The organism is Cellulomonas massiliensis JC225 (genome assembly GCF_000312005.1).
Classification (GTDB): Bacteria; Actinomycetota; Actinomycetes; order Actinomycetales; family Cellulomonadaceae; genus Cellulomonas; species Cellulomonas massiliensis.
The window spans coordinates 2,878,432-2,903,600 of the sequence record NZ_HE978588.1; the positions used below are offsets into that span (position 1 = coordinate 2,878,432).

20 protein-coding genes are annotated in these 25,169 nt (G+C 75.0%); 2 read left to right on the top strand and 18 right to left on the bottom strand.

All coding sequences use genetic code 11. From position 1 onward, the window contains the following. Positions 1-450 precede the first annotated feature (450 nt). The 11 genes from tyrS to argC form a co-directional block, all read right to left on the bottom strand. A complete protein-coding gene (gene tyrS, locus HGCM_RS13610; RefSeq protein WP_019137387.1) occupies positions 451-1,713 on the bottom strand; it encodes a tyrosine--tRNA ligase in 1,263 nt (420 codons plus the stop codon). Positions 1,714-1,783: 70 nt separating this feature from the next. After that, positions 1,784-2,485, bottom strand: a complete 702-nt coding sequence (locus HGCM_RS13615; protein WP_019137388.1) for a DNA-3-methyladenine glycosylase — start codon at positions 2,483-2,485, stop codon at positions 1,784-1,786. Positions 2,486-2,529: 44 nt separating this feature from the next. Next, positions 2,530-3,120, bottom strand: a complete 591-nt coding sequence (locus tag HGCM_RS13620; protein ID WP_019137389.1) for a nucleoside/nucleotide kinase family protein — start codon at positions 3,118-3,120, stop codon at positions 2,530-2,532. After that, positions 3,102-4,535, bottom strand: coding sequence for an argininosuccinate lyase (argH, locus tag HGCM_RS13625; protein WP_019137390.1), 1,434 nt, complete (start codon positions 4,533-4,535; stop codon positions 3,102-3,104). Before argH ends, HGCM_RS13620 begins: the two co-directional genes overlap by 19 nt. Further along, a complete protein-coding gene (locus tag HGCM_RS13630) occupies positions 4,528-5,766 on the bottom strand; it encodes an argininosuccinate synthase (protein ID WP_019137391.1) in 1,239 nt (412 codons plus the stop codon). Before HGCM_RS13630 ends, argH begins: the two co-directional genes overlap by 8 nt. Before the next feature lie 73 nt (positions 5,767-5,839). After that, positions 5,840-6,343, bottom strand: coding sequence for an arginine repressor (locus tag HGCM_RS13635; protein ID WP_019137392.1), 504 nt, complete (start codon positions 6,341-6,343; stop codon positions 5,840-5,842). After that, positions 6,340-7,272 carry an ornithine carbamoyltransferase gene (argF, locus tag HGCM_RS13640; RefSeq protein ID WP_019137393.1) on the bottom strand — a complete coding sequence of 311 codons (933 nt, stop codon included), beginning with the start codon at positions 7,270-7,272 and terminating at the stop codon, positions 6,340-6,342. The genes HGCM_RS13635 and argF overlap by 4 nt, the downstream gene beginning before the upstream one ends. Positions 7,273-7,274: 2 nt before the next feature. Beyond that, on the bottom strand, positions 7,275-8,552 hold the full coding sequence (locus HGCM_RS13645; protein ID WP_019137394.1) for an acetylornithine transaminase: 1,278 nt from the start codon (positions 8,550-8,552) through the stop codon (positions 7,275-7,277). After that, positions 8,549-9,496: an acetylglutamate kinase gene (gene argB / locus HGCM_RS13650; RefSeq protein ID WP_019137395.1), complete on the bottom strand. Its 948-nt coding sequence runs from the start codon at positions 9,494-9,496 to the stop codon at positions 8,549-8,551. The genes HGCM_RS13645 and argB overlap by 4 nt, the downstream gene beginning before the upstream one ends. Next, positions 9,493-10,704, bottom strand: a complete 1,212-nt coding sequence (gene argJ, locus HGCM_RS13655; protein ID WP_019137396.1) for a bifunctional glutamate N-acetyltransferase/amino-acid acetyltransferase ArgJ — start codon at positions 10,702-10,704, stop codon at positions 9,493-9,495. The genes argB and argJ overlap by 4 nt, the downstream gene beginning before the upstream one ends. Beyond that, positions 10,701-11,765, bottom strand: a complete 1,065-nt coding sequence (argC, locus tag HGCM_RS13660) for an N-acetyl-gamma-glutamyl-phosphate reductase (protein WP_218917047.1) — start codon at positions 11,763-11,765, stop codon at positions 10,701-10,703. The genes argJ and argC overlap by 4 nt, the downstream gene beginning before the upstream one ends. A gap of 85 nt (positions 11,766-11,850) precedes the next feature. On the opposite strand from argC, the gene HGCM_RS13665 reads away from it, so the two are divergent. Beyond that, positions 11,851-12,834, top strand: coding sequence for a quinone oxidoreductase family protein (locus HGCM_RS13665; protein WP_019137398.1), 984 nt, complete (start codon positions 11,851-11,853; stop codon positions 12,832-12,834). After that, positions 12,831-13,592: a DsbA family oxidoreductase gene (locus tag HGCM_RS13670; RefSeq protein ID WP_019137399.1), complete on the top strand. Its 762-nt coding sequence runs from the start codon at positions 12,831-12,833 to the stop codon at positions 13,590-13,592. Before HGCM_RS13665 ends, HGCM_RS13670 begins: the two co-directional genes overlap by 4 nt. Positions 13,593-13,688: 96 nt before the next feature. On the opposite strand, the gene HGCM_RS13675 is transcribed toward HGCM_RS13670, so the two are convergent. From HGCM_RS13675 to rpmI, 7 genes are all read right to left on the bottom strand, one after another. Next, positions 13,689-18,647 (bottom strand): ExeM/NucH family extracellular endonuclease, encoded by a 4,959-nt coding sequence (locus tag HGCM_RS13675; RefSeq protein ID WP_019137400.1) that lies wholly within the window; start codon positions 18,645-18,647, stop codon positions 13,689-13,691. 246 nt (positions 18,648-18,893) lie between these two features. Further along, positions 18,894-21,455 (bottom strand): phenylalanine--tRNA ligase subunit beta, encoded by a 2,562-nt coding sequence (gene pheT, locus HGCM_RS13680; RefSeq protein WP_019137401.1) that lies wholly within the window; start codon positions 21,453-21,455, stop codon positions 18,894-18,896. Next, entirely contained in the window at positions 21,455-22,525 is a 1,071-nt protein-coding gene (pheS, locus tag HGCM_RS13685; RefSeq protein WP_019137402.1) for a phenylalanine--tRNA ligase subunit alpha, read from the bottom strand. The genes pheT and pheS overlap by 1 nt, the downstream gene beginning before the upstream one ends. A gap of 275 nt (positions 22,526-22,800) precedes the next feature. After that, positions 22,801-23,406, bottom strand: a complete 606-nt coding sequence (gene thpR / locus HGCM_RS13690; RefSeq protein ID WP_019137403.1) for an RNA 2',3'-cyclic phosphodiesterase — start codon at positions 23,404-23,406, stop codon at positions 22,801-22,803. Beyond that, positions 23,403-24,212, bottom strand: coding sequence for a TrmH family RNA methyltransferase (locus HGCM_RS13695; protein WP_019137404.1), 810 nt, complete (start codon positions 24,210-24,212; stop codon positions 23,403-23,405). Before HGCM_RS13695 ends, thpR begins: the two co-directional genes overlap by 4 nt. 106 nt (positions 24,213-24,318) lie before the next feature. Beyond that, positions 24,319-24,702 (bottom strand): 50S ribosomal protein L20, encoded by a 384-nt coding sequence (rplT, locus tag HGCM_RS13700; RefSeq protein WP_019137405.1) that lies wholly within the window; start codon positions 24,700-24,702, stop codon positions 24,319-24,321. Between the two features lie 58 nt (positions 24,703-24,760). Continuing rightward, positions 24,761-24,955, bottom strand: a complete 195-nt coding sequence (gene rpmI, locus HGCM_RS13705) for a 50S ribosomal protein L35 (RefSeq protein WP_013883985.1) — start codon at positions 24,953-24,955, stop codon at positions 24,761-24,763. Between the last annotated feature and the right edge of the window lie 214 nt (positions 24,956-25,169).

Below are 25,169 nucleotides of genomic sequence, written 5' to 3' on the forward strand. Positions count from 1 at the left end.
ACACGAGGCCCTCTTGGCATCGACTACTTGGCACACTGTTGAGTTCTCAAGGAACAGACGCGCATCCGGCGGGGACCTTGCGGGCCCCGCGAGAGGCTGTGTCGTTCGAGCCGGACCCGCCGGCGACGGGCCCGTGGGCCCTGACCGACTGCGATCCGTCCGACCGTCCCGAGGGCGCACGAAGCGCCTGACGTTCAGGTCGGGGGTGGTCGCCCTGCGGGAAACAGCCACCGGGTTGATCCTCGGTGTCCGTCTCTCCCTCCCGGGCGACGTCGTAGAACATTACGCGGGCCTGCGCGTGGATGGCAAATCGCGAGGTGGTGACGCCGGTCACCCGGTCGAGATCCGCGTGATCGTGCGGATCTCACCCGTCCGCGGGCGGCGGACCGGTCCCGGCGGTGCGCACGGGCGGTGCGGACTGGCGGTGCGCACCGCCGGGGAGCGGCGAGCTCAGGCGCTGGTGTCCACGACGGCGAGGGTCCGCTTCCCCCGGCGCAGCACCGCCCACCGTCCGTGCAGCAGGTCGTCCGCACGCAGGACGGCGTCCTCGTCGGGCACGCGCTCGTTGTTGACGGACGCTCCCCCCTCCGCGACCGCCCGGCGGGCCTCGGACTTGCTGCGCACGACACCCGAGGCGGCGAGCAGGTCGACGACGGGGTCGCCCACGCGCCCGGCCGCGGTCGGCAGCTCCGCGACGGCTGCGGCGAGCGTGCGCTCGTCGAGGTCCGCCAGGGATCCCCGGCCGAACAGCGCCTGGCTCGCCGCGACCACCGCGTCCGCCGCGTCCGTGCCGTGGACGAGCGCCGTGACGTCGTACGCCAGCGTGCGCTGGGCCTCGCGGGCCGCCGGGCGCTCCGAGACCGCGCGCTCAAGCTCGTCGATCTCCTCCCGGGTGCGGAAGGTGAACACCTTGAGGTAGCGCACCACGTCGGCGTCGTCGGAGTTGAGCCAGAACTGGAAGAACGCGTACGGCGTGGTGAGCTCGCCGTCGAGCCACACGGTCCCGGACTCCGTCTTGCCGAACTTGGTGCCGTCCGCCTTGGTGATGAGCGGGGTGGTGACGGCGTGGACCGCAGCGCCCTCGACCTTGCGGACGAGCTCCACGCCGGACAGCAGGTTGCCCCACTGGTCGGAGCCTCCCGTCTGCAGCGAGACCCCGTGGCGACGGTGCAGCTCGAGGTAGTCCATGCCCTGGAGGATCTGGTAGCTGAACTCCGTGAACGAGATCCCCTGCTCGCTGTTGAGGCGCCGCGCGACGGTGTCCTTCGCGAGCATCGTGCCCAGCCGGAAGTGCTTGCCCACGTCGCGCAGGAAGTCGATGGCCGACAGCGGGGCGGTCCAGTCGAGGTTGTTGACCATGGTCGCGGCGTTCGGCCCGTCGAACCGCAGCAGCGGAGCGATCTGCCCCCGGATGCGCTCGACCCAGCCGGCGACGACGTCGCGGTCGTTCAGCGTGCGCTCCCCCGTCATCTTCGGGTCGCCGATGAGGCCGGTCGCCCCGCCGACGAGGGCGAACGGCCGGTGGCCGGCGTCCTGGAGCCGTCGCACCGTCAGCACCTGGACGAGGTTGCCGATGTGCAGGCTCGGGGCGGTCGGGTCGAAGCCGCAGTAGAGGGCGACCGGACCTGCGGCGAGCGCCGCCCGCAGGGCGTCGAGGTCGGTCGTCTGGGCGAGCAGGCCGCGCCAGGCCAGCTCGTCGAGGATGTCGTTCACGGATGTCTCCAGGATCGGGGCGCGCCGCGCCCGGGTGCGGTCGGTCGGCGTCCGCCGGCGCCGTCGCCCCTCACGGGGCGTCTGTCGGCGCCGGCCGGCGATATGCGGGGCGGTACGCCGAGACCGTCGGCTCCCCCGCCAGCCAGTACCGCCACGAGTACCGGCTCTCCCCGCCGGCGCCCGAGACCCCGACGCGCGGGCCCGCCTTGTGCGCCGGGCGGCTCGGCACCTCGTGCCGGTGCACGACGACGGTGCCGTCGGGCTCCGTCACGTCGGCGCCGTTCGCGGCGAGGTCCAGGCCCAGGCACACCGCGAGCCGCGCGGGGCCGCGTGCCAGCTGGCGGTGCGAGTCGACCGTCCCGGCGCCCGCGCGCCGGCGCCAGGCGAGCTCCGCCCCGTCGACGACCTCGCCCGCGCGCAGCAGCACGGCGGCCGCGCGTCCGGTCGGCTCGGCGACGACGTTGACGCAGTGGTGCAGACCCAGGTGCCGGTAGACGTACAGCCGGCCGGGCTCGGCGAACATGACGGCGTTGCGCGCGGTGCGCCCGCGGTACGCGTGGGAGCCCGGGTCGTCCTCGCCGCCGTAGGCCTCGACCTCCGTGAGCCGGACCGTCACGTCGCCCTCCGGCGAGCGCGCGGTCACGTAGGCGCCCAGCAGGTCGCGGGCCACGGCGTGCACCTCGCGGGCGAACCACACGCGCGCCGGCACCGCGCCGACGCCGGTCGGCGGCACGAGCTCCGACGGTCGCGGAGCAGCCTCGGACTCGCTCACGGGACCATCCTGCCGCACCGGCCCGGCCTCCGGCCGTCGCCCGGTCACCCGAGCGGCTCGCCCGTGGCGCCCAGGAGCACGTCGGCGCGCTCGCGCGTCCGCTCGCGCGCGAAGTGCTCGGCCTCGTCGCGCATCCAGGCGAGCCAGTGGTCGCGCGCGTCCTCGCCGTCCCGCGCGAGCCCACGCTCGAGGCGCAGGCCGGCGGGCGCCTCGACCCAGACGCGCAGCGACGCGACGGCGTCCGCGGCCCGCCGCGCGCTCCCGCAGCCCTCGAGGACGAGCACGCGCGGCACCGGGACGTCGACCCAGTCGTCGAAGGCGTGCGCGACCCAGTCGTAGCGCTGGAAGCGGCCCGGCCGCCCGCGGCGCAGCGGCTCGAGCACCTGGGCCGACAGGCGCGGCCACAGCGAGCCCTCCAGGCCGGACCAGCCCTCGTAGAGGTCGTCCAGGTGGACGACGCCGACGTGGACGCCGCGGGTGGCGCCCACCTCCGCCATGCGCGCCGTGGTGGTCGTCTTGCCCGAGCCCGCGGGTCCGTCGACGCACACCAGGCGCACCGGGCCGAGCCGCGCGGGTGCGGCCAGGGCGCGCTCGAGCAGCCCCGCCGCCACGGCCGTCAGGAGGCTCCCGCCCACGTGCGCAGGCGGGCCGACCGCTCGCGCGCGGCGGCGAGCTGCTCGGCCACGCGGGCCGGCGCGGTGCCGCCGACGGCGTCGCGCGACGCGAGCGACCCCTCGACCGACAGCACCGAGCGCACCTCGGGGGTCAGGTGCGGCGAGATCGCCGCGAGCTCGTCGTCGGTCAGCTCCCACAGCTCGACAGGCGGCTCGTGCTGCTCGCAGGCCCGCACGCACGCGCCCGCGACCTCGTGCGCCACCCGGAACGGCACGCCCTGCCGGACGAGCCACTCGGCGACGTCGGTCGCGAGCGAGAACCCCTGGGGCGCGAGCGCGGCCATCCGCGCGGTGTCGAACGTGAGCGTGGCGATCATGCCCGCGAACGCCGGCAGCAGCACCGTGAGCTGGTCGACCTGGTCGAAGACGGGCTCCTTGTCCTCCTGCAGGTCGCGGTTGTACGCGAGCGGGAGCCCCTTGAGGGTCGTGAGCAGGCCGGTCAGGTCGCCGACGAGCCGGCCGGCCTTGCCGCGGGCGAGCTCGGCCACGTCCGGGTTCTTCTTCTGCGGCATGATGCTCGACCCGGTCGAGTACGCGTCGTGGAGGCGGACGAAGCCGAACTCCTTCGTCGCCCAGAGGACGACCTCCTCGGCCAGCCGCGAGACGTCGACGGCGAGCATCGCGGCGACGAAGGCGAACTCGGCGACGACGTCACGCGACGCGGTGCCGTCGATCGAGTTCTCGACCGGACCGTCGAAGCCCAGCTCGGCGGCCACCGCCGCAGGGTCGAGGCCGAGCGACGAGCCGGCCAGCGCGCCCGAGCCGTACGGCGAGCGCGCCGCGCGGGCGTCCCAGTCCGTCCAGCGCTCGACGTCGCGCAGCAGCGGCCACGCGTGCGCCAGCAGGTGGTGCGCCAGCAGCACGGGCTGGGCGTGCTGCAGGTGCGTGCGCCCCGGCATCGCCGCCGAGCCGGCGGCGTCGGCCTGCGCGACGAGGGCGTCCACGACGTCGAGCACCAGCCCGGCGAGCGTGCGCGCCTCCCGCCGCAGGTACATCCGGACGAGCGTAGCGATCTGGTCGTTGCGCGAGCGGCCGGCCCGGAGCTTGCCGCCCAGGTCGGCGCCGGCCCGCTCGATGAGCCCCCGCTCGAGCGCGGTGTGCACGTCCTCGTCGTCGGGCCCGGGCCCGAACGCGCCGCTCGCGACGTCGGCGCGCAGCCGCTCCAGCGCGTCGACCATCCCGGCGACCTCGTCGTCGGTCAGCAGGCCGGCCGCGTGCAGGACGTGCGCGTGCGCGACCGAGCCGCTGATGTCCACGTCGGCGAGCCGCCAGTCGAACTGCGTCGACCGCGACAGGTCGGCCAGCGCCGCGGCGGGGCCGGACGCGAACCGCCCGCCCCACAGCGCCAGCCGGACGTCCGGCCGCACCTCAGGCATGGATCCCGCCGCGCGTCCCGAGGTCCTCGGCGTAGCCGAACTTCACGTCGCGCGCCGCGGCGAGCTTGCTCGTCAGGCCGTAGATCTCGATGAAGCCCTTGGCGGCCGACTGGTCGAACGAGTCGCCCGTGTCGTACGTCGCGAGGTTGAAGTCGTACAGGCTGGCCTCGGAGCGCCGCCCGGTGACGGTCGCCCGACCGCCGTGCAGCACCATCCGGATCTCGCCGGAGACGTAGCGCTGGGTGTCGGCGATGAACGTGTCAAGGGAGCGCTTGAGCGGGCTGAACCACTGGCCGTCGTAGACGAGCTCCGTCCACCGCTGCTCGACCGACCGCTTGAACCGGGCCTGCTCGCGCTCGACCGTGACGTTCTCGAGCTCCTGGTGCGCGGCGATGAGCGCGATCGCGCCGGGGGCCTCGTACACCTCGCGGCTCTTGATGCCCACGAGCCGGTCCTCGACGATGTCGATCCGGCCCACGCCCTGCGCTCCGGCGCGGCGGTTCATCTCCTGGATCGCCTGCAGCGGGGAGACCGGCACGCCGTCGAGCGCGACCGGCACGCCCTGCTCGAAGGTGATGACGACCTCGTCGGCGACGGGCGGGAACGTCGGGTCGTCCGTGTACGAGTAGACGTCCTTGGTGGGCTCGTTCCAGATGTCCTCGAGGTAGCCGGTCTCGATGGCGCGGCCCCAGACGTTCTGGTCGATCGAGAACGGGTTGTGCTTCGTCGTCGCGATGGGCAGCGCGTGCTTCTCGGCGTAGTCGATGGCCTTGTCGCGCGTGAGGGCGAGGTCGCGGACGGGTGCCAGGCACCGCAGGTCGGGCGCGAGCGACGTGATGCCGACCTCGAACCGGACCTGGTCGTTGCCCTTCCCGGTGCAGCCGTGGGCGACGGTCGTGGCGCCGAACTGGCGCGCGGCACGCACGAGGTGCTTGACGATCACCGGCCGCGACAGGGCCGACACCAGCGGGTACCGGTCGAGGTAGAGGCCGTTGGCCTGCAGCGCCGGCATGCAGTACTCCGCGGCGAACTCGTCGCGCGCGTCGGCGACGTACGCCTCGACCGCGCCGCAGTCGAGCGCGCGGCGGCGGATGACCTCGAGGTCCTCGCCGCCCTGGCCGACGTCGACGGCGACCGCGATGACCTCGGCGCCGGTCGCCTCGGCGATCCAGCCGATGCCCACGGAGGTGTCCAGGCCGCCGGAGTAGGCGAGGACGACGCGCTCGGTCATGACAGGTTCTCTCCTTCGTCGGGGTGACTATGCATGACCATACATGCGAGCGGGTCGATATTCATAACCGCCGTCAGCCCTCGGACGCGAGGGCGAGGAACCGGGCGGCGAGCGACTCGCCGTCCGGCGTGCGCGAGATGACGAGCACGGTGTCGTCGCCCGCGATCGTGCCGAGCACCGCGGGCAGGACCGAGTGGTCGATCGCCGAGGCGAGGAACTGTGCGGCACCCGGGGGCGTGCGGAGCACGACGAGGTTGCCGGACGCCTCCGCGGTGACGAGCAGCTCGGCGCACAGCCGCGCCAGCCGGGCGGCCAGCACCTCGGTCGTCGTCGTCGCCGGGGTCCGGTCGCCGCCCTCCCCCGGCACGGCGTACGCGAGGGCGCCCGCCGGGGTCCGGACCTTCACCGCGCGCAGCTCCACGAGGTCGCGCGAGAGCGTCGCCTGCGTGACGTGCACGCCGTCCGCGGCGAGCAGGTCCGCGAGCTCCGACTGGGAGTGCACCGTGCCGCGGGACAGCAGCTGCGCGATGAGGGCGTGCCGCGCGGCCTTCGTCGAGGGGACGCCCGGCGTCGTCACGCGCGCTCCAGCAGGTAGGTGAGCAACGCCTTCTGGGCGTGCAGCCGGTTCTCCGCCTCGTCCCAGACCACCGACTGCGGACCGTCGAGCACCTCCGCGGTGATCTCCTTGCCGCGGTACGCCGGCAGGCAGTGCATGACGAGTGCGTCGGGGGCCGCGAGCGCGAGCGCCGCGGCGTCCACCCGGAACGGCACGAACGGGGTCTCGCGCTCGGCGGCCTCGTCCTCCTGGCCCATCGACACCCAGGTGTCGGTGGCGACCACGTCCGCCCCCGCGACGGCCTCCTCGATGGTGTGCACCACCCGCACGGAGCCGCCGGTCTCCGCGGCGATCCGGCGAGCGTCCTCGAGCACCTGGGCGTCCGGGAGGTAGCCGGCGGGCGTCCCGACCCGCACGTGGAGCCCGGCGGTCGCCCCGCCCAGCAGGTAGGAGTGCGCCATGTTGTTGGCGCCGTCCCCGACGTACGCGAACGTGCTGCCCGCCAGCGCCGCGGCGCCGCCCCGGTGCTGGGCCAGCGTCACGAGGTCCGCGAGCACCTGGCACGGGTGGAACGCGTCGGTCAGCGCGTTGACGACCGGCACCCCGGCGAGCTCGGCCATCTCCGCCAGGTGGGCCTGCTCGAACGTGCGCCACACGATCGCGGCGACCTGGCGCCCGATCACGTGCGCGGTGTCCGCGACGGACTCGCGGCGACCGATCTGCGCCAGCTTGCCGTCCACGAGCAGCGGGTAGCCGCCGAGCTCGGCGACGCCGGTCGTGAACGACACCTGGGTGCGCAGCGTCGGCTTGTCGAAGATGATCGCGACCGCGCGCGGGCCCACGAGCGGCGACCGGATGAACCGGTCGTCGCGGAAGGCGAGCGCGAGCTCGATGACCTGGCGCTGCTCGCGGGGGGTCAGATCGTCGTCGCGGAGGAAGTGACGCACCATGCTCAGGCCTCCAGGTCGTGCGGCAGCGCCGCGAGGAAGTCGGTGAAGGACGCCGCCTGCTCGTCGGTCAGGACGAACGGCGGCGCGAGGCGCAGCGCCGTCGGCGTCGGGGCGTTGACGACGAAGCCGGCGTCGAGGGCGCGCGCCTGCACGGCGGGCGCGACGGGGGCGCTCAGCTCGACGGCCACGAGCAGCCCCTCCCCCCGCACGCCGGCGACGAGCGGGTGGCCGAGGCCGGCGATGCGCTCACGCCACGCCGCGCCGAGGCGTGCGACGTGCCCGAGGAGGCCGTCGCGCTCGATGACGCCGATCGTCGCGAGTCCCGCTGCCGCGGCGACCGGGTTGCCGCCGAACGTGGTGCCGTGCTGACCCCGGCCCAGCAGGGTGGCGACGGGCTCGCCGTACGCGACGAGCGCGCCCACGGGGAAGCCCCCGCCGAGCCCCTTGGCGACCGTCACGGCGTCGGGCACGACGCCCCCGCCGAGGTGCGGGTGGTGGTGCGCCATCCACCGGCCCGTGCGGCCCATGCCCGTCTGGACCTCGTCCAGGACGAGCAGGGCGCCGTGGTCGGCGGTGAGCCGGCGCGCGAGCGCGAGGTAGCCGGGCGGCAGCGGACGGACGCCCGCCTCCCCCTGGATCGGCTCGACGACGAGCCCCGCGACCGCGTCGCCGTCCGTCGCGAACGCGGCCTCGAGCGCTGCGGTGTCGCCGAACGGCAGGAACTCCACGCCGCCGGGCAGGGGCTCGAACGGCTCGCGGTAGGCGGCCTTGGACGTGAGCGCCAGCGCGCCCATCGAGCGCCCGTGGAAGCCGCCCTCGAGCGCGAGGACGCGCGGGCGGCGACCGCCGGAGTGGCGGCGCAGCAGCTTGAACGCCGCCTCGTTCGCCTCGGTGCCCGAGTTCGTGAGGAAGACCCGTGACCCGTGCGGTGCGCGAGCCACCTCGAGGAGGCGCTCGGCGAACGCGATCTGGGTGGGCGTCGCGAAGAAGTTCGAGACGTGCCCGAGCGTGCCCAGCTGGGCGCTGATCGCCGCCGTCAGGGTGGGGTGGGCGTGCCCGAGGGCGTTGACGGCGATGCCGGCCAGCAGGTCGAGGTACCGGGTGCCGTCGGCGTCCCACACGTAGGCGCCCTCGCCGCGCACGAGCACGCGCTGCGGGGGGCCGAAGGTGTCCATGACCGCGTGGGTGTAGCGCTGCGTCCACTGCGCGACGGAGCCCTCGGCGGCGGGCACCGGGAGCACGCCGTCGACCGGGCGCTGCGCGTCGAGGTGGCGGCTCACGTGAGGGACCCCGTGTCGTCGGGCGCGCCGTCGGGCAGGACCATGGTGCCGACCCCCTGGGTGGTGAAGACCTCGACGAGGATCGAGTGCGGCTGGCGGCCGTCGATGACGTGCGCCCGTCCGACCCCGCCCTCGACGGCGCGCCAGCAGGCCTCCATCTTGGGCCGCATGCCGGAGTCGAGCGTGGGCAGGATGTCCGCGAGCGCGCTCGCCCGCAGCTGCCGGACGAGCGAGCCCTTGTCGGGCCAGCTCGTGTAGAGGCCCTCCACGTCCGTCAGCACGATGAGCTTGCGCGCGCCGAGCGCGACCGCGAGGGCCGCGGCCGCGGTGTCGGCGTTGACGTTGAGGACGGTGGTCGGGTCCTCGACGTCCGGTGCGACCGTCGAGACCACGGGGATCCGGCCGGCCTCCAGCAGGTCGAGCACGGCGCCGGGGTTGACGTTGACGACGTCCCCCACGAGGCCGACGTCGACCGCCTCCCCGTCCACGACGGCGTGCCGGCGCGTCGCCTGGAACAGCGCACCGTCCTCCCCGGAGAGACCGACCGCGTACGGGCCGTGCGCGTTGAGCAGGCCGACGAGCTCGCGGGAGACCTGCCCGGTGAGGACCATCCGGACGACGTCCATCGCCTCGGGCGTCGTGACGCGCAGCCCGCCGCGGAACTCGGACTCGATGCCCAGCCGGTCGAGCATCGCGTTGATCTGCGGGCCGCCCCCGTGCACCACGACGGGCCGCAGCCCGACCTGACGCAGGAACACCATGTCCTCGGCGAAGGCGCGCTTGAGGTCGTCGTCGACCATGGCGTTGCCGCCGTACTTGACGACGACGAGGGCCCCGGAGAACTGCTGCAGCCACGGCAGGGCCTCGACGAGGACCTCCGCCTTCTGGTCGGCACGCAGGTCGGTGCGGGTGTTGAAGACGAACGCGTCGGTGCTGTCGCTCATGTGGAGTAGGCGCTGTTCTCGTGGACGTAGTCGTGCGTGAGGTCGTTGGTCCAGACCGTCGCCACCTCGCCGCCGGCCTTGAGGTCGACGAGGACGCTGACCAGCCGGTCGGCCGCCATGTCGACGTCGGTCCGGGGCGCGTGCGCGGCGCCGTCGCGGCACACCAGAACGCCGTTGATCGAGACGTCGACCGCGCCCGGGTCGAAAGGGGCGACCTCCTCGGGGACCGTCCCGACCTGGGCGAGCACGCGGCCCCAGTTCGGGTCGTTGCCGAACACCGCGGCCTTGAAGAGGTTCGAGCGGGTGACGGCCCGGGCGACCGCGAGCGCCGCGGCCTCGGTCGTCGCTCCCGTGACGGTGACGGCGATGTCGTGGGTCGCGCCCTCGGCGTCGGCGACCAGCTGGCGGGCGAGGTCGCCGCAGACCGCCGTGAGGCCCGCGGCGAAGCCGGCGGGGTCGGGCGTGGCGCCGCTGGCGCCGGAGACGAGCAGCACCACGGTGTCCGACGTGGACATGCACCCGTCGGAATCCACGCGGTCGAACGTCTGGGCCGTCGCCGCGCGCAGCGCCGCGTCGGCGGTGGCCTCGTCCACCACGGCGTCCGTCGTGATCACGCACAGCATCGTCGCGAGCCCTGGCGCGAGCATGCCCGCGCCCTTGGCCATCCCTCCGACCGTCCACGTGCCGAAGTCGCCGTCGACGGTGAGGTGCGCGGTCTTGGGGACCGTGTCCGTCGTCATGATGGCGGCCGCGGCCGCGGGGCCGCCCGTCGTGGACAGCGCCTCGGCGGCCGGCGCGACGCCGGACAGCAGCGCGTCGATCGGCAGCCGCTCGCCGATCAGCCCCGTGGAGGCGACGACGACGTCACCCGGGGAGACGCCGAGGACCTCGCCGACCCTCTCGGCCGTCGCGTGGACGTCCTGGAAGCCGGCCGGGCCGGTGCAGACGTTCGCCCCGCCGGAGTTCAGCACGACGGCGCTGACCACGTGGTCGGTGACGACCTGGCGTGACCAGACCACGGGCGCGCCGACGACGCGGTTGGTCGTGAAGACGGCCGCGCCGACCTGCAGCGGCCCGTCGTTGACGACGAGCGCGAGGTCGGGGCGGCCCGAGGCCTTGAGCCCCGCGGTCACGCCGGACGCGCGGAAGCCCGCCGGCGCCGTGACCCCGTCGGAGAGCTGCGCGCCTCCGATCGCCGTGATGCTCATGGTGCGACTCCGTCCGTCGGGAGGCCGAGCGTCTCGGGCAGCCCGAGCGCGAGGTTGAGGGACTGCACCGCAGCGCCCGCGGTGCCCTTGACGAGGTTGTCGATCGCCGCGACGGTGACGACCCGCCCGGCCGCCTCGTCGACCGCGACCTGCACCAGCGCGGTGTTGGCGCCGAGGGTCGCCGCGGTGGTCGGCCACTGCCCCTCGGGCAGGAGGTGGACGAACGGCTCGTCGGCGTACGCCCGCTCCCACGCGGCGCGCACCGCGTCCGGCTCCGTGCCGGGCACGAGCCGCGCCGTCGCGGTCGCGAGGATGCCGCGCGCCATCGGGACGAGCGTCGGCGTGAAGGAGAGCGTCACCTCGGCCGCACCCGCCACGCCCAGGTTCTGGACGACCTCGGGGATGTGCCGGTGGGTGCCGCCCACCGCGTAGGGCTGCGCGGCGCCGAGCCCCTCGCTCGCCAGCAGGTGGGTCTTGAGGGTGCGTCCGGCGCCGGAGTAGCCGTTCGCCAGGACCGCGACGAGGTCGGTGGGCTCGACGACGCCGGCGGCGACGCCCGGCTGCAGGCCCAGCGTCACCGCGGTCACGTTGCAGCCGGGGACGGCGATCCGCCGGGTCCCGGCCAGGGCGGCGCGCTGGGCGGCGGCGACGGGCTCCCCCGCGTGCAGGAGCTCGGGCAGCCCGTACGGCCACGTGCCGGCATGCGGCGAGCCGTAGAACCGCGTCCAGGCCGCCGCGTCGGTCAGCCGGTGGTCCGCGCCCAGGTCGACGACGACGGCCTGCGAGCCGCGCGCCTCGAGGTCGGCCGCGATCGCGCCGCTCGCGCCGTGCGGCAGGGCGAGCACGACGACGTCGTGGCCGGCGAGCTCGTCCGTGCTCGTGGGCGCGAGCACGCGGTCGGCGAGCGTGCGCAGGTGCGGGTGGTGCTCGCCGAGCGCGGTGCCCGCGTTCGCGTGGGCGGTGAGGGCGCCGATGCGGGCCTCCGGGTGGCCCAGCAGCAGCCGGAGCACCTCGCCCCCGGCGTACCCGCTCGCGCCGGCGACGGCGACGGTGAAGGACATGTGCATGACCATACACTCGACTGCAGAAAGATACGAAGACGTCGTCCGGGGATGAGAACGGCGTCCCCTCGTGTTGGCAGGTGACGTGCGCGCCGTCATCGCCACCGCCGCGGGCGGTCCCGAGGTCCTGCAGTACACCGACGTGCCCGACCCGGTCCCTGGTCCGGACGAGGTGCTCGTGCGCGTCGCGGCCGCCGGCGTCAACTTCATCGACACCTACCGCCGCGCGGGCGTCTACCCCGTGCCCTTCCCCCACGGCGTCGGCTCGGAGGGAGCGGGCGAGGTCGTCGCCGTCGGTGCCGACGTCGCGACGCTGGCCGTCGGCGACCGGGTCGCCTGGGAGAGCGGCGGGCCGTCCTACGCCGAGCTCGTCACGGTGCGGGAGTCCCGCGCCCTGCTCGTCCCCGAGGGCGTGGACGACCGCACGGCCGCGGCGCTCCCCCTGCAGGGGCTCACCGCGCACTACCTCGTCACGTCGAGCTTCGCCCTGGGACCCGGCCACGACGTGCTGCTGCACGCCGCGGCCGGCGGGGTCGGCCTGCTGCTCACGCAGCTCGCCGCGGCGCGGGGCGGCCGCGTGATCGCCACCGTCGGGTCCCCGGAGAAGGAGCAGCTCGCCCGTCGGGCCGGCGCGGCCGAGGTCGTGCGCTACCGCGAGCTGACGGACCTGACCGCCGAGCTGCCCGCCCTCGTCCGCGACCTCACCGGCGGCCGGGGCGTGCACGTGGTCTACGACGGCGTCGGCCGGGACACGTTCGACGCCTCGCTCGCGTCGCTGCGGCGCCGGGGGACGCTCGTGCTGTTCGGGGCGTCGTCCGGGCCCGTGCCACCGGTCGACCCGCAGCGCCTCAACGGCGCCGGCTCCGTCTACCTCACGCGCCCGACGCTCGGGCACTTCGTCGCCGACCGCGAGGAGCTGACCTGGCGGGCCGGCGAGCTGTTCGACGCCGTCACGGCCGGCGCGCTCGACGTGCGCGTCGGCGCCACCTACCCCCTCGCCGACGCGGCCGAGGCACACCGGGCGCTCGAGTCGCGCGCCACCACCGGAAAGGTCCTGCTGATCCCGTGAGCACCGTCCCCGCCCTGCCCACCCTCTCGGCCCCGCCCCGCACCCTCCGGGTCGAGGTCTGGTCCGACGTGGCCTGCCCGTGGTGCTTCATCGGCAAGCGCCGGTTCGCGACCGCCCTCGCGTCGTTCCCGCACCGGGAGCACGTCGAGGTCGTCTGGCGCTCGTTCCAGCTCTCGCCCGAGACCCCGACCGGACCGGGCCGCCCCGAGATCGACGCGCTCGCCGAGACGAAGGGGCTGCGGCGCGACCAGGTCGAGCAGATGTTCGCGCACGTCACCTCCGTCGCCGCGGGTGAGGGCCTGCGCTACGACTTCGCCCGCACGCTCGCGTTCAACACCTTCGACGCCCACCGCCTGCTGCACCTCGCGCAGGAGGCGGGCGGGGGCGCGCTGGTCGAGCGCACCATGGAGGCGCTGTTCTCCTCGCACTTCGAGCAGGGCGTCGACCTCGGGGCCGACGGCGCGCTCGTCGCCGTCGCCGCCGGGGCGGGCTTCGCCGAGCACGGCTGGGACGACGCGCGCGTCGCCGCGGCGCTCGCGTCCGACCAGCAGGCCGACGCGGTCCGGACCGACCTCGACGAGGCGCGCAGCCTCGGGGTCACGGGCGTCCCGTTCTTCGTCGTCGACCGCCGGTACGCCGTCTCCGGCGCCCAGCCCGCCGAGGTGTTCACGCAGCTGCTCGAGGCCGGCTGGCGCGAGGCCAACCCGCTCACGACGATCGCGCAGGGCGACGCGTGCGGCCCCGAGGGCTGCGACTGACGGCGTCCAGCCCGCCGCGCGGACCCTCGTACGGCCTGCGCTCCCCCCGCGCGACGACGGCGCGCCGGTCCCCGACCGGCGCGCCGTCGTCCGTCGTCAGCCGCGCACCCGCACCGGAGCGCTCGTGCTCGGCGCGACGTTCTCGTCCGACGGCAGGAACGTCGCCGTCAGCGTGTGCGTGCCCGAGCCGAGCCGCGGCAGGGTGCCGAGCGCGATCCCGAGCCGCACGTTCAGCGTCGTGACGACCCTGCTGCCCTCACGGATCTCGACGGTCCCGTCCGCGAGCCGGCCGTTGTCCTGCGAGACGCCGACGAGGGCGATCGTCGGCAGCCAGCCGCCGCCGATCACGCTGAGCGAGGTCCGCGTCGTCGCCTTCACCACGGTGACCGCGACGGGCTGCGACTGCGACCCGGCGACCTCGTCGGTGCCCGCCCACCGGGCGACCACCTGGTAGGTGCCGGCGGGGGTGCTCGCCGGCAGCCGCAGGGTTGCGGTGCCGGAGCGCAGGGTCGCGGTGCCGAGCACGTCGTCGCCCGACACGAACTCCACCGACCCCGAGACCGGCCCGTCCGCCGTGACCTTCGCGGTGAGCACGACGCGACCGCCCGCCTTGCCGTACACCTGGCTCGACGGCGAGGCCGTCAGCGTGGTGGTCGACGCGGCCTGACCGGCCTCGACGGTGAGCGGCAGCGTGACGGTCGTGCCCGACGGCTCGGCGACGAGCGTGAGCGTGTGCTCCCCCGCCTCCGTGCCCTCCGGGATCGTCACGGCGACGTCCGCGTCGCCGCCCTCCACGGCCGCGGACCCGATCGGGTCGCCGTCGAGGCGCACCTCGAGCGTCGTGTTCTGCGGCGAGCCGAGGCTCGTGAGGTCGAGCCTCGTCACCGGGAAGGCGAGCTCGTCGCCCGCCGTGACGCTCGCCGGCAGCGCCGGCACGCCGACCGCCTGGCGGGCGAAGTCCGGCGCGAGGTCCGGGTGCGCCTCGAGGTACGCGATCCATCCGTCGCGGTCGATCAGGCCCGAGTCGCGCGGCTGCGTCCCCTCCGTGAACACCCGGAAGTTGTCCCCACCGGTCACGAGGAACGAGAACGTGCCGATCCGGTACTCCGCGTCCGGGTCGAGCGGCCGGCCGTCGACCGTCACCGACGTGATGTGCGACCCGAGCGGAGCGTCCGGGTCGTAGGTGTACGTCACGTTGTCCGAGAGCCCCAGCTGCAGGTACGGCCGCGACGGGATCGTCCCGTCGGCGTTCGTCTGCCACTGCTGCTCGAGCATCGTGCGGACCTGCGCGCCCGTGAGCGTCGTCGTCCAGAGGTTGTTGACGAACGGCAGCACGCCGTTCGCCTCCGCCGTGGTGACGACGCCGTCGCCCTCCGTGCCCGAGGCCGTGTAGAGCAGCTCGGCCCGCAGGCCGCCCGGGTTCACGACGCCGATCTGCGCACCGCCGAGGTTCGACGGGGCGAGCGTGTCGCGCAGCGCGTTGGCGACGAGGTCGCCGAGCGTCGACTCGCTGGCCCGGTCGTCACGGCCGGTGGTGGGCTGCGGCCCCGGGCCGACGTACCGCCCGTCCACGTACGAGCCGCCCGTGAAGGCGGTCGTGATGTCGGCGGTGACGGAGCCGACGGGGACCGAGCCGACCTCGTTCGCGTACGCGAGCGCGGCGTCGACGATCTGCTTGACCTCGGCGACGCGCGGGTAGGTCGCGACGAGCGTCGCGTCCGCCGTCGTCGTGCGCGCCACGTTCGAGGCGGTGTACGCCGTGACCTCGTCCGAGGACGCGTCGTACGTCAGCGTGACCTTGCCGAGGTTCTCGCCGTACGAGCCGGTCTGCAGCACGGGACGGGTCTTGCCCGCCTCGCCCGGGACCGGTGCGTCCCACGCGTACTGCTTGTGCGTGTGGCCGGTGAAGATGACGTCCACCGCCGCCGAGGTCTTCTCGACGATGTCCGCGAACGCGCCGCCGGCCGCGACCTCCTGCTCGAGCGTCGCGCCGTCCGGCGTGCCCGCCCCCGCGCCCTCGTGGTACGTGGCGACGATGACGTCGGCCTCGCCGTTCGCGTCGTCGCCGTCCGTGAGCTGCGCCGCGACGCGGTTCACCGCCGCGACCGGGTCGCCGAAGTCGAGGTCCGCGATGCCCGAGGGCGTCACGAGCGTCGGCGTCTCCTCGGTGACCGCACCGACCACCGCCACGTCCACGCCGCCCATGTCGAGCAGCGTGTACTCCGGCAGCACCGGGTCGGTCGTGCCCTTGGCGTAGACGTTGGCGCCGAGGTACGGCCACCGGGCGTTGTCGCCGCCGTCGACCACGCGGTCGACGAGGTCGGAGAACCCCTTGTCGAACTCGTGGTTGCCCACCGCCGAGGCGGCGAGCCCGAGCGCGTTGAGCACGTCGATCGTCGGCTGGTCGTCCTGGACCGCCGAGGCGAACAGCGACGCGCCGATGTTGTCGCCGGCCGACACGAAGGCCACCGGGCCGTCCGCCGCCGCGCGCTGCTGCTCGACCGTCCCGGCGAACTTCACGGTGTTGGCGTCGATGCGGCCGTGGAAGTCGTTGATGTCGAGGAAGGTGAGGTTCACGGGCGGGGCGTCCGCGGCCAGCCCGACGACCACCGGGTCGTGGTCGGACGAGCGGTAGGCGTCCGGCGCGTAGAACAGCATGCCGTGGTAGTTGTACCGGCTGTACTCCAGCGCGATCGACTCCTCGGCGTTGATCTCCCAGATGTCCGCCCCCGTCGCCCGCGCGAGCGCCGCGTCGTTGAGCAGGACGTGGTCGAGCGAGCCCGACAGACCGGAGAACGAGTACGACCACTGGTCCTCGGCGAGCGAGGAGGCCGCGTCGGTGTAGCCCGCGTCGTAGAGCACCTGCAGCGGGTCCTCGTGCGTGTAGGCGTTGAAGTCACCCACCAGCGCGACCGCCTGGGCGTCGCCCTGCACGGTCGGCACCCAGTCGCGCAGCGCGGTCGTCTGCCGGACGCGCGACTCGTTCGACGCACCCTGGCCGTCGCCCGTGTCGGCGTCGCCCGGCCACGGGCCGGCGGAGCCCTTGGACTTCAGGTGGTTGACGACGAACAGGAACGGGTCGCCGCCGTCGACCGGCGTGAACACCTGCCCGATAGGCTCGCGCGCGTTGCCGAACGCCTGGTCGTCACCGCTCTGGTCGCCGAGCGCGCGGGACGGCCCGGTCCGCTCGACCGCCGCGGTGCGGTAGATGATCGCGTTGGTGATGACGTCCTGCTCGGAGGCCGGCGGCAGCTCCGACGACGAGGGGACGAACGCCCACACGTCCGAGCCGGCCGCCGCGTTGAGCGCGTCGACCAGCGTGCCGAGCGCCTCGTCGGCGACGCCGTCGACGGCGGCCGAGTTCTCGATCTCGAGGAGGCCCACGACGTCGGCGTCGAGCGCGTTGATCGCCGCGACGATCTTGCGCTGCTGGCGGTCGAGGTCGGCCGCGTCCCACGCGCCGCGCGGCGCGCAGCCGTCGCGGACCGTCACGCCGTCGCCGGCGCGGTCGGTGTACGCGACGCAGCCGGCGGTGCCGGCACCCAGCGTGGTGAAGTAGTTGAGCACGTTGAACGACGCGACCTTGAGGTCGCCGCCGACCGGCGCGGGGGCCGTCGTGCGGTCGTTCTCGAAGGTCACCGGCGCGTCGCCGCCCGCGACGACCTGCGCCGTCGGGTTCAGCTTCCACGCGTCGTTGCGGTAGTCGACGACCACCGGGTCGGTGAACGTGACAGCCGCCCCGACCCGGACCGGGTTCGTCAGCGAGACGTACGGCGGGGTCTGGGACTGGTTCGCCGACGACAGGAAGTTCGTCGTGGCGCCGTCGTCGAGCACGACGCCGCGGGCCGCGTTGTCCGCGGCGACCGCCGCTGCCTGGTCCGAGCCAGGGCGCGCGACGTCGGTCGGCTGCAGCAGCGGCGTCGAGCCCGCCGCGAGACCGACCTCGCCGTACTGGTTCGTCGAGAACGTGTTCGACACCGTCAGGTCACCCGTCGGCGCGAAGAGCATCGACTCCATCGCCTCGCGCGCCGCCGCGGTGGCCGGCCAGGCGCCGGTGAGCGGCTTGACGGCCTCGGCCGGCTCGGACAGCGGCGTGAGCCCGCCCGCGGCGACGGTGATCTCCGTCAGGCCGTTGAACTCGCTGACCGCGCCGGTCACCTGCACGTGGTCGCCGATCTCCACGTCGCGCACGGTCGCCGACGAGAAGACGAACAGCGCGTCGGACGACGTGCGGCTGCCGAGCTCGCCGCCGGTGCCGGGCGTCTGGATGACGTAGCCGTTGAGGCCGCCCGTCGGGTACGCGGCCGTGACGACGCCGGAGGTGGTCACCGTCCGGCCCGCCAGGGGCGAGGACGCGCCGTCGCCCTGGACCTCGGCGATCGTGACGACGTCGGGGTCGCCCGGGTCGCCCGGGTCCGTCCCGCCGCTCGTGCCCTGCGGGGTCGGCTCGCCCGCCGCGAAGTCGGCGGCGTTGTTCGCGGTGCTCTGCGTCCGCGAGATCGACGTCGCGTTCGTCGTCGCCGGTGCTGCGCCGCTGCCGGCGTAGACGCTCGCGCCGCCCCAGCCGACGAGGTCGACGACGTCCGCGGCGGAGGCGCACGCGGCGGCGCTCGAGCACGACAGCGTCGTCGTGCTGCGCGTGAGGGCGACCTTGCCCGCGGTGCCCGACATCGCGACGTTGCCGCTCGCGTCCGTCGGCGGCAGGTCGGGCTGCGTCTCGTCCGCGCCCTTGGCGGCCCCGACGAGGTACGACGAGCCCGCGGGGATCGTCCCCGTCAGCGCGATCTTCCCGCTGAACGTCGTGTTCCCCGCGGACCCGTACTGGACGGCCCAGCCGGACACGTCGACGGCCGCACCGGAGACGTTCTTCAGCTCGACGAAGTCCTGGTCGAACTTCCCGCCCGAGTTGCCACCCCCGCCGTAGACCTCCTGGACGACCACGGCGGCCGCCGCGTCGACGGCTCCCTGCGCGGCCTGCCCGGTGGCGGTGATGCCCGCCAGGGCGACGGCGAGGGCGGCTGCGCCCCCGGTGAACGATCTCGTGGCAAGGCGCACGGCGGCCTTCTCCTTCGTCGGGGAACGCGGGAGGCCCGCACCGCGGGCCGCCGCCCACCTTCGGCGATATGTCCGGAAGGCCGCAACTACCGGCGGGTAACAGTTGGGTGAACTCGTCCCACGACCACGCCGACACGACGCTGACCTGGCCAGATGCGGCGACGGGCCGTGGGCGCGACCTCCGTCGCGCCCCCGGCCCGTCCGCGCCTCGGATGCCGCGGTCTCACGCCCCGCGGCGCCCTGGCGTCACGCGCGCAGCGTCGCCCCGAACCGGCGCGCCGCCTCGGCGACGACGCCCTCGCGGACCGCAGCCGTCTCCTGCGCGGTGAGCGTGCGGTCGTCCGCACGCAGGCGCAGCGAGAACGCGAGCGACTTCGTCCCCGGCTCCAGCTGGTCGCCCGTGTACACGTCGAACAGCTCGGCGCTCTCGAGCACGTCGCCTGCGGCGCTCGCCACGGCGCCGGCGCGCACCGCCTCGAGCACCGCCGCCGCGGGGACCTCCGCCGGCACGACGAGCGCGACGTCCTCCTTCGCGAGCGGGAAGGTGGACAGCGGGCGCGCCTGGCGCGGCTCGCCGCTCGAGGCGGCGAGCAGCTCGTCCAGGTCGACCTCGAACGCGACCGCGCGCGCCGGCAGGTCGAGCGCGGCCACCACCTTCGGGTGCAGCTCCCCGGCGTGGCCGACGAGCGTGCCCTCCGCCGTCTCGAGCCGCGCGCAGCGGCCGGGGTGCCACGGCGCGTGGTCCGCGTCCGCGGTCACGACGAGGTCGACGCCCACGACGCGCGCCACCAGCTCGGCCGCGGCGATCGCGTCCGTGTGGTCGGCGCGGCGGCCCGCTCCCCACCAGCCGGTCGGCGTCCGCAGGCCGGCCAGGACACCCGCCACGCGGCGCGGCTGCGGGGGCACCGCCGCGTCCAGCGCCTCGAGCTGCTCGTCCGTCGGCCGCACGCCGCCCGGCAGCGCCGGTGCCGACGACGGCGCGTCGGCGCCGGGCCGCGTGACGAGCCCGATCTCGAAGACCGCGAGGTCCCCGTTCCCGCGGGCCACGTTGCGCCGCGCCGTGTCGAGCAGCGTGACGAGCAGGTTCGTGCGCAGGAATGGCTGCCCGTCCTGCAGCGGGTTGGCGAGGCGGACCGCACGCCGGCGCGCGTCGTCCGCCGGCAGCCCGAGGGCGTCGAGCTGCTCCTCGCCCACGAACGGGTAGCTGAGCACCTCGACGAGCCCCGCGTCCGCCAGCGCCCGCGCGACCGAGCGGCGCACGCGCTGCTCCTCGCTCAGCCCGCGACCGGCAGGCGCCGTCGGGAGCACCGACGGGATCTCGTCGTAGCCGCGCAGCCGCGCGACCTCCTCGACGAGGTCCACCGGCACGGCGAGGTCCGGGCGCCAGGTCGGCACCCGCACGGACGCCGTGCCGTCGCCGGCCGTCCGCACCTCGCAGCCGATCGCCGTGAGGGTCTCCACGACCTGCTCCGGCGCGTACGGCACGCCGACGAGCCGCCCCGGCAGCGCGAGGTCCAGCTCGATCGTCGCGGGCTCGGACGTCCGGTCGACGTCCGTCAGCGTCGCGTCGGCCGTCCCGCCGCCGAACTCCGCGAGCAGGGCCGCCACGCGCGCGACCGCGACCCGCGGCAGCTGCGGGTCCACGCCGCGCTCGAAGCGCTTGGACGCCTCCGAGGGGAGCCGGTGCCGGCGCGCCGTGCGCGCGATCGTCACCGGGTCGAAGTGCGCGGCCTCGACGAGCAGGTCGGTCGTCGCCTCCCCGACCTCGGTCGTCGCGCCGCCCATGACCCCGGCCAGCCCGATCGGGCGCGAGCCCCGACCCTCGGGCGAGTCGGTGATGAGCAGGTCCTGCGGGTCGAGCGCCCGGTCGACGCCGTCGAGCGTCGTCATCCGCTCCCCGGCAGCCGCCCGGCGCACGACGATCGGCTCGTGCAGCGTCGACAGGTCGTAGGCGTGCAGCGGCTGGCCCAGGTCGAGCATGACGTAGTTCGTCACGTCGACCGCGAGGCTGATGGGGCGCATGCCCGCCTGCTGCAGGCGGCGCTGCATCCACGCCGGGGACGGGTCGTTCGCCCGCACGCCCCGCACCACCTGCGCGACGAACCGGTCCGCGCCGGGCACGCCGTGGACCGGCGCGGCGTCGTCGATCTCGACGGCGAACCCGCCGCCCGACGCCGGCTCGGTCGGCACCGGCAGGGCCGGGTCCGTGAACGGGGCTCCCGTCGAGTGCGACAGCTCGCGCGCGACGCCACGCATCGAGAAGCAGTACCCGCGGTCGGGGGTGACGTTGATCTCGAGCACCTCGTCGCCCAGGCCGAGGAGCTCGCGCGCGTCGGTGCCCACCGGCGCGTCGAGGCCGAGGTCGGCCAGCACGATGATCCCCGCGTGGTCCTCGCCGAGGCCGAGCTCGCGCGCCGAGCAGATCATGCCGTCGGACACGTGGCCGTACGTCTTGCGCGACGCGATCGGGAACGGCCCGGGCAGGACCGCGCCGGGCAGCGCGACGACGACGCGGTCGCCCACGTCGAAGTTGTGCGCGCCGCACACGATGCCGCGTGGCGCCCCGCCCGGCTCGTTGTGCTCGGGGCCGACGTCGACGCGGCACCAGTTGATCGTCTTGCCGTTCTTCTGGGGCTCCGGCGTGCGCTCGACCACCTCGCCGACGACGAGCGGCCCGGTGACCGCCGCAGGGTGGATCGCCTCCTCCTCCAGCCCGACGCGGACGAGGTCGGCGGCGAGCTGCTCGGCGGTGAGGCCGGCGGGCAGGTCGACGTGCTCGGCGAGCCACGTCAGCGGTACGCGGGGCATCAGATCTCCGTCCCGAACTGGAGCGAGAAGCGCACGTCGCCCTCGACCATGTCGTGCATGTCAGCGATGCCGTGACGCAGCATCAGCGTGCGCTCGATCCCCATGCCGAACGCGAAGCCCGAGTACACGTCGGGGTCGACGCCGCACGCCCGCAGGACGTTCGGGTTGACCATCCCGCAGCCGCCCCACTCGATCCAGCCGGCGCCGCCCTTCTTCTGCGGGAACCACAGGTCCATCTCCGCCGAGGGCTCCGTGAAGGGGAAGAACGACGGCCGCAGGCGCGTGCGCGCCTCGGGTCCGAAGATCGCACGGGCGAAGTGGTCGAGCGTGCCCTTGAGGTGCGCCATCGTCAGGCCCTTGTCCACGGCCAGACCCTCGACCTGGTGGAACACGGGCGTGTGCGTGGCGTCGAGCGCGTCGGTCCGGAAGACCTTGCCCGGGCACGCGACGTACACCGGCAGGTCCCGCTCCAGCAGCGTGCGGGCCTGGACCGGCGAGGTGTGGGTCCTCAGGACGAGGTTCGACGGCTCGTCGCCGGCGTCGACGTAGAACGTGTCCTGCATCTGCCGCGCCGGGTGGTCGACGCCGAAGTTCAGCGCGTCGAAGTTGAACCACTCGGCCTCGAGCTCGGGCCCGTCGGCGATCTCCCAGCCCATGGCCACGAAGATGTCCGCGACCCGCTCCTGCAGCGTCTCCAGCGGGTGCCGGGCACCCGCCGGGGTGCGGTCGGCCGGCAGCGTGACGTCGACCGCCTCCTCCACCAGCACGCGCGCGTCACGCTCGGCCTCGAGCTCGGCCTGGCGGGCCGCGATCGCCTGGTTCAGCTCGCCCCGGGCGCCGCCGACGAGCCGGCCGGCGGGACCCTTCTCGGCGGGCGCCAGCCCGCCGATCGCGCGGTTCGCCAGCGCGAGGGGGCTGCGCTCGCCGGTGTGCGCGAGGCGCACCGTCTTGAGCTCGTCGAGCGTGCCGGCGGCCGCGACCGCGGCGCGGGCGGCCTCGACGGCCGCACGCACGCCGGCCTCGTCGAGGGGGGACAGCACGTCGGGGGACAGCGCGGTGTCGTCGGACATCCGGGACCTTCCAGGGCGGAGACGGGCGGCCCGCGCCGCGGGCGGCGCCGGGGGCCGCGGGCCGCGTGCGTCAGCAGGCGGCCCGGCAGGCGGACCAGCAGAGCAGTCTAGTGGCGCCCGTCCGGGGCCTCGTCGGCGTCTCGCCGTCGACGCGCGTCAGCGCGAACCCGGGACGGGCCCGGGAAATCGGCGACCACCCGCCGTGCGCGACGTCATGACCGCATCGTCGCCCCCGCCCCTGCCCGGTGGCAACCGCGATCCGGCGCGCGCCCCGCTCAGGCGAGCGGCAGGCGCTCGAGCGGGGTGTAGAGCGGGCCCCCGCCGCGGCCCGCCCCGGGCCGCGACTCGACGACGAGGACCTCGTCGACGTCCCACGCGGGGCCCTCGTACACCGCGAGGGCGCGCATGAGCGTCTCCCCCGTCTCCACCGGCTCCGGACCCGGGCGCGAGCGCCCACGGCGCGGGGGCCCGCTGCCCGGCCGGACCCGCCCGACCGTCAGGTGCGGGCGGTCCCGGACGCGCTCGTCGCGGTGCGCCCCGACCGCATCGCCCGCGTCGACGCAGACCCGGACCACCCGCCGGTGGGCGTCGAGGTCGCCCGCGGCGCCCACCCAGAGGGTGCGGTGGGCGAAGACGCCCGCGCCCCGCAGCTGCAGCCGGTACGCCGCCTGCCCCGCGAGCCCCGAGGCCAGCTCCTCGACGAGCGCGGGCGTGGCGCCGTCCGGGACGTCGCCGTAGAAGGCGGTCGTCAGGTGCCACGCCTCCCGGGCCGTCCACCGCGCGGAGGACGAGCCCGCGGGTGCACGACGCACCGCCGCGAGCGCGAGGTCGAGGTGGTCGAGCACGTCGTCGGCGGGCCACACCGCGGCGAAGAGCCTCATCGCTGGGCCCGCCCGCTCGCGTACAGGCACACCGTCGCCGCGGTCGCGAGGTTGAGCGACTCCGCCCGCCCGCGCAGCGGGACGCGCACCACCGCGTCGGCCAGCGCCCGGTCCTCGTCGCGCAGCCCCCAGGCCTCGTTGCCGAACACCCAGGCCGTCGGCCGCGCCAGGTCCGGGAGACCGGGGGCCGCGGTGCCCGCCACGTCCAGCAGGTCGTCGAGGTCGTGCTCGCCTGTGCCGTCGGCCGCGAGCACCAGCAGCCCGGCGCCGCGCAGGGCCGCCACCGCGTCGGCGAGACCCGCGCCCGTCGCCACCGGCAGGTGGAACAGCGACCCGGCCGTCGACCGCACGACCTTCGGGTTGTGCACGTCGACGCTCTCGTCGGTCAGCACCACGCCGTCCGCGCCGGCGGCGTCGGCGGCCCGCACGACCGTGCCCGCGTTGCCCGGGTCGCGCACGTGCGCGAGCACGGCGACGAGCCGGGGCGCCCCGGTGAGGACGTCCTCCACCGACGTGCCGAGCAGCTCGGCGACGGCGACGAGGCCCTGCGCGTCGGGGCTCATCGCGTCGAGCACCTCGGGCGTGCCCAGGCGCACCCGGATGCCGCGCTCCTCCGCGCGCTCGACGACCTCGACGTACCGGGCCGCCGCGTCCGCCGTCGCGTAGAGCTCGTGGACGTGCGCCACGTCGACCGCCTCGCGCACCGCCTGCGGCCCCTCGACGACGAACCGCCCCGTGCGGCGGCGCACCGCGCGCTGACCGAGGGCCCGCACGGCGCGGACCCGCTCCGCCCGCGGGTTGTCCATCACGCTCACGGCGAGCAGTCTGCCAGCGCACGGGCACCCCGCCGGGCGGGACGACGACGCCCCCGGCCGCGCAGGGCGGACGGGGGCGTCGGTGACCGGTCGGACGTCAGGCGGCCTTGGGCGCGTTGACGTCGGCGGGCAGCGCGGCCTTGGCGGCGGCGACGAGGGCCGCGAACGCCGGCGCGTCGTTCACCGCGAGGTCCGCGAGCACACGACGGTCGACCTCGATGCCCGCGAGGCGCAGGCCCTGGATGAGGCGGTTGTACGTGATGCCCTGCTCGCGCGCAGCCGCGTTGATCCGCTGGATCCACAGCTTGCGGAAGTCGCCCTTGCGGACCTTGCGGTCGCGGTAGGCGTAGACGAGGGAGTGGGTGACCTGCTCCTTCGCCTTGCGGTAGAGGCGCGAACGCTGCCCGCGGTAACCGCTGGCGCGCTCGAGGGTCGAACGGCGCTTCTTCTGGGCGTTGACCGCCCGCTTCACGCGTGCCACGTGATGCTCCTTGCTGGTCTAGGGCTCGAGGGTGTGCCCGGCGCTCGCGCGCCGCGGGTCACTTGCCGAGCAGCTTCTTGATCTTGGGGGTGTCCGCGGCGGAGACGACGACGTCGCCGGCGATGCGGCGGGTGCGGCGGCTCGACTTGTGCTCCAGCAGGTGGCGGCCGTTGGCCTGCTCGCGCATGACCTTGCCGGTCCCGGTGACCCGGAAACGCTTCTTCGCACCGGAGTGCGTCTTGTTCTTCGGCATGGCTGCCGTTTCTCCTTCGTTCGTCGCCGCGCGGGCTCGCGTGGCTCGTCTCGGACGGTCCGACCGGGGTGACCGGGCCGTCGTCGGGTCAGCTCAACTGGCGTCCCCGCGCGGCGGCGCGGGGCGGGCCGAGGGCTTGGCGGCCGGCTTGGCGGCTGCCGGCTTCGCGGCCGACGGCCGGGGAGCCGACGGTCGCGGCGTGGCCGAGGCCGAG

Excerpts from the sequence above, each read along its gene's own strand:
- argF (WP_019137393.1), bottom strand. The coding sequence starts at position 7,272 with ATGGTGCGTCACTTCCTCCGCGACGACGATCTGACCCCCCGCGAGCAG.
- argB (WP_019137395.1), bottom strand. The coding sequence starts at position 9,496 with ATGAGCGACAGCACCGACGCGTTCGTCTTCAACACCCGCACCGACCTG.
- argH (WP_019137390.1), bottom strand. The coding sequence starts at position 4,535 with ATGCCTGAGGTGCGGCCGGACGTCCGGCTGGCGCTGTGGGGCGGGCGG.
- rpmI (WP_013883985.1), bottom strand. The coding sequence starts at position 24,955 with ATGCCGAAGAACAAGACGCACTCCGGTGCGAAGAAGCGTTTCCGGGTC.
- pheT (WP_019137401.1), bottom strand. The coding sequence starts at position 21,455 with ATGCCCCGCGTACCGCTGACGTGGCTCGCCGAGCACGTCGACCTGCCC.
- argC (WP_218917047.1), bottom strand. The coding sequence starts at position 11,765 with ATGTCCTTCACCGTCGCCGTCGCCGGCGCGAGCGGGTACGCCGGGGGC.
- HGCM_RS13630 (WP_019137391.1), bottom strand. The coding sequence starts at position 5,766 with ATGACCGAGCGCGTCGTCCTCGCCTACTCCGGCGGCCTGGACACCTCC.
- pheS (WP_019137402.1), bottom strand. The coding sequence starts at position 22,525 with ATGTCCGACGACACCGCGCTGTCCCCCGACGTGCTGTCCCCCCTCGAC.
- argJ (WP_019137396.1), bottom strand. The coding sequence starts at position 10,704 with ATGAGCATCACGGCGATCGGAGGCGCGCAGCTCTCCGACGGGGTCACG.
- thpR (WP_019137403.1), bottom strand. The coding sequence starts at position 23,406 with ATGAGGCTCTTCGCCGCGGTGTGGCCCGCCGACGACGTGCTCGACCAC.
- HGCM_RS13695 (WP_019137404.1), bottom strand. The coding sequence starts at position 24,212 with ATGGACAACCCGCGGGCGGAGCGGGTCCGCGCCGTGCGGGCCCTCGGT.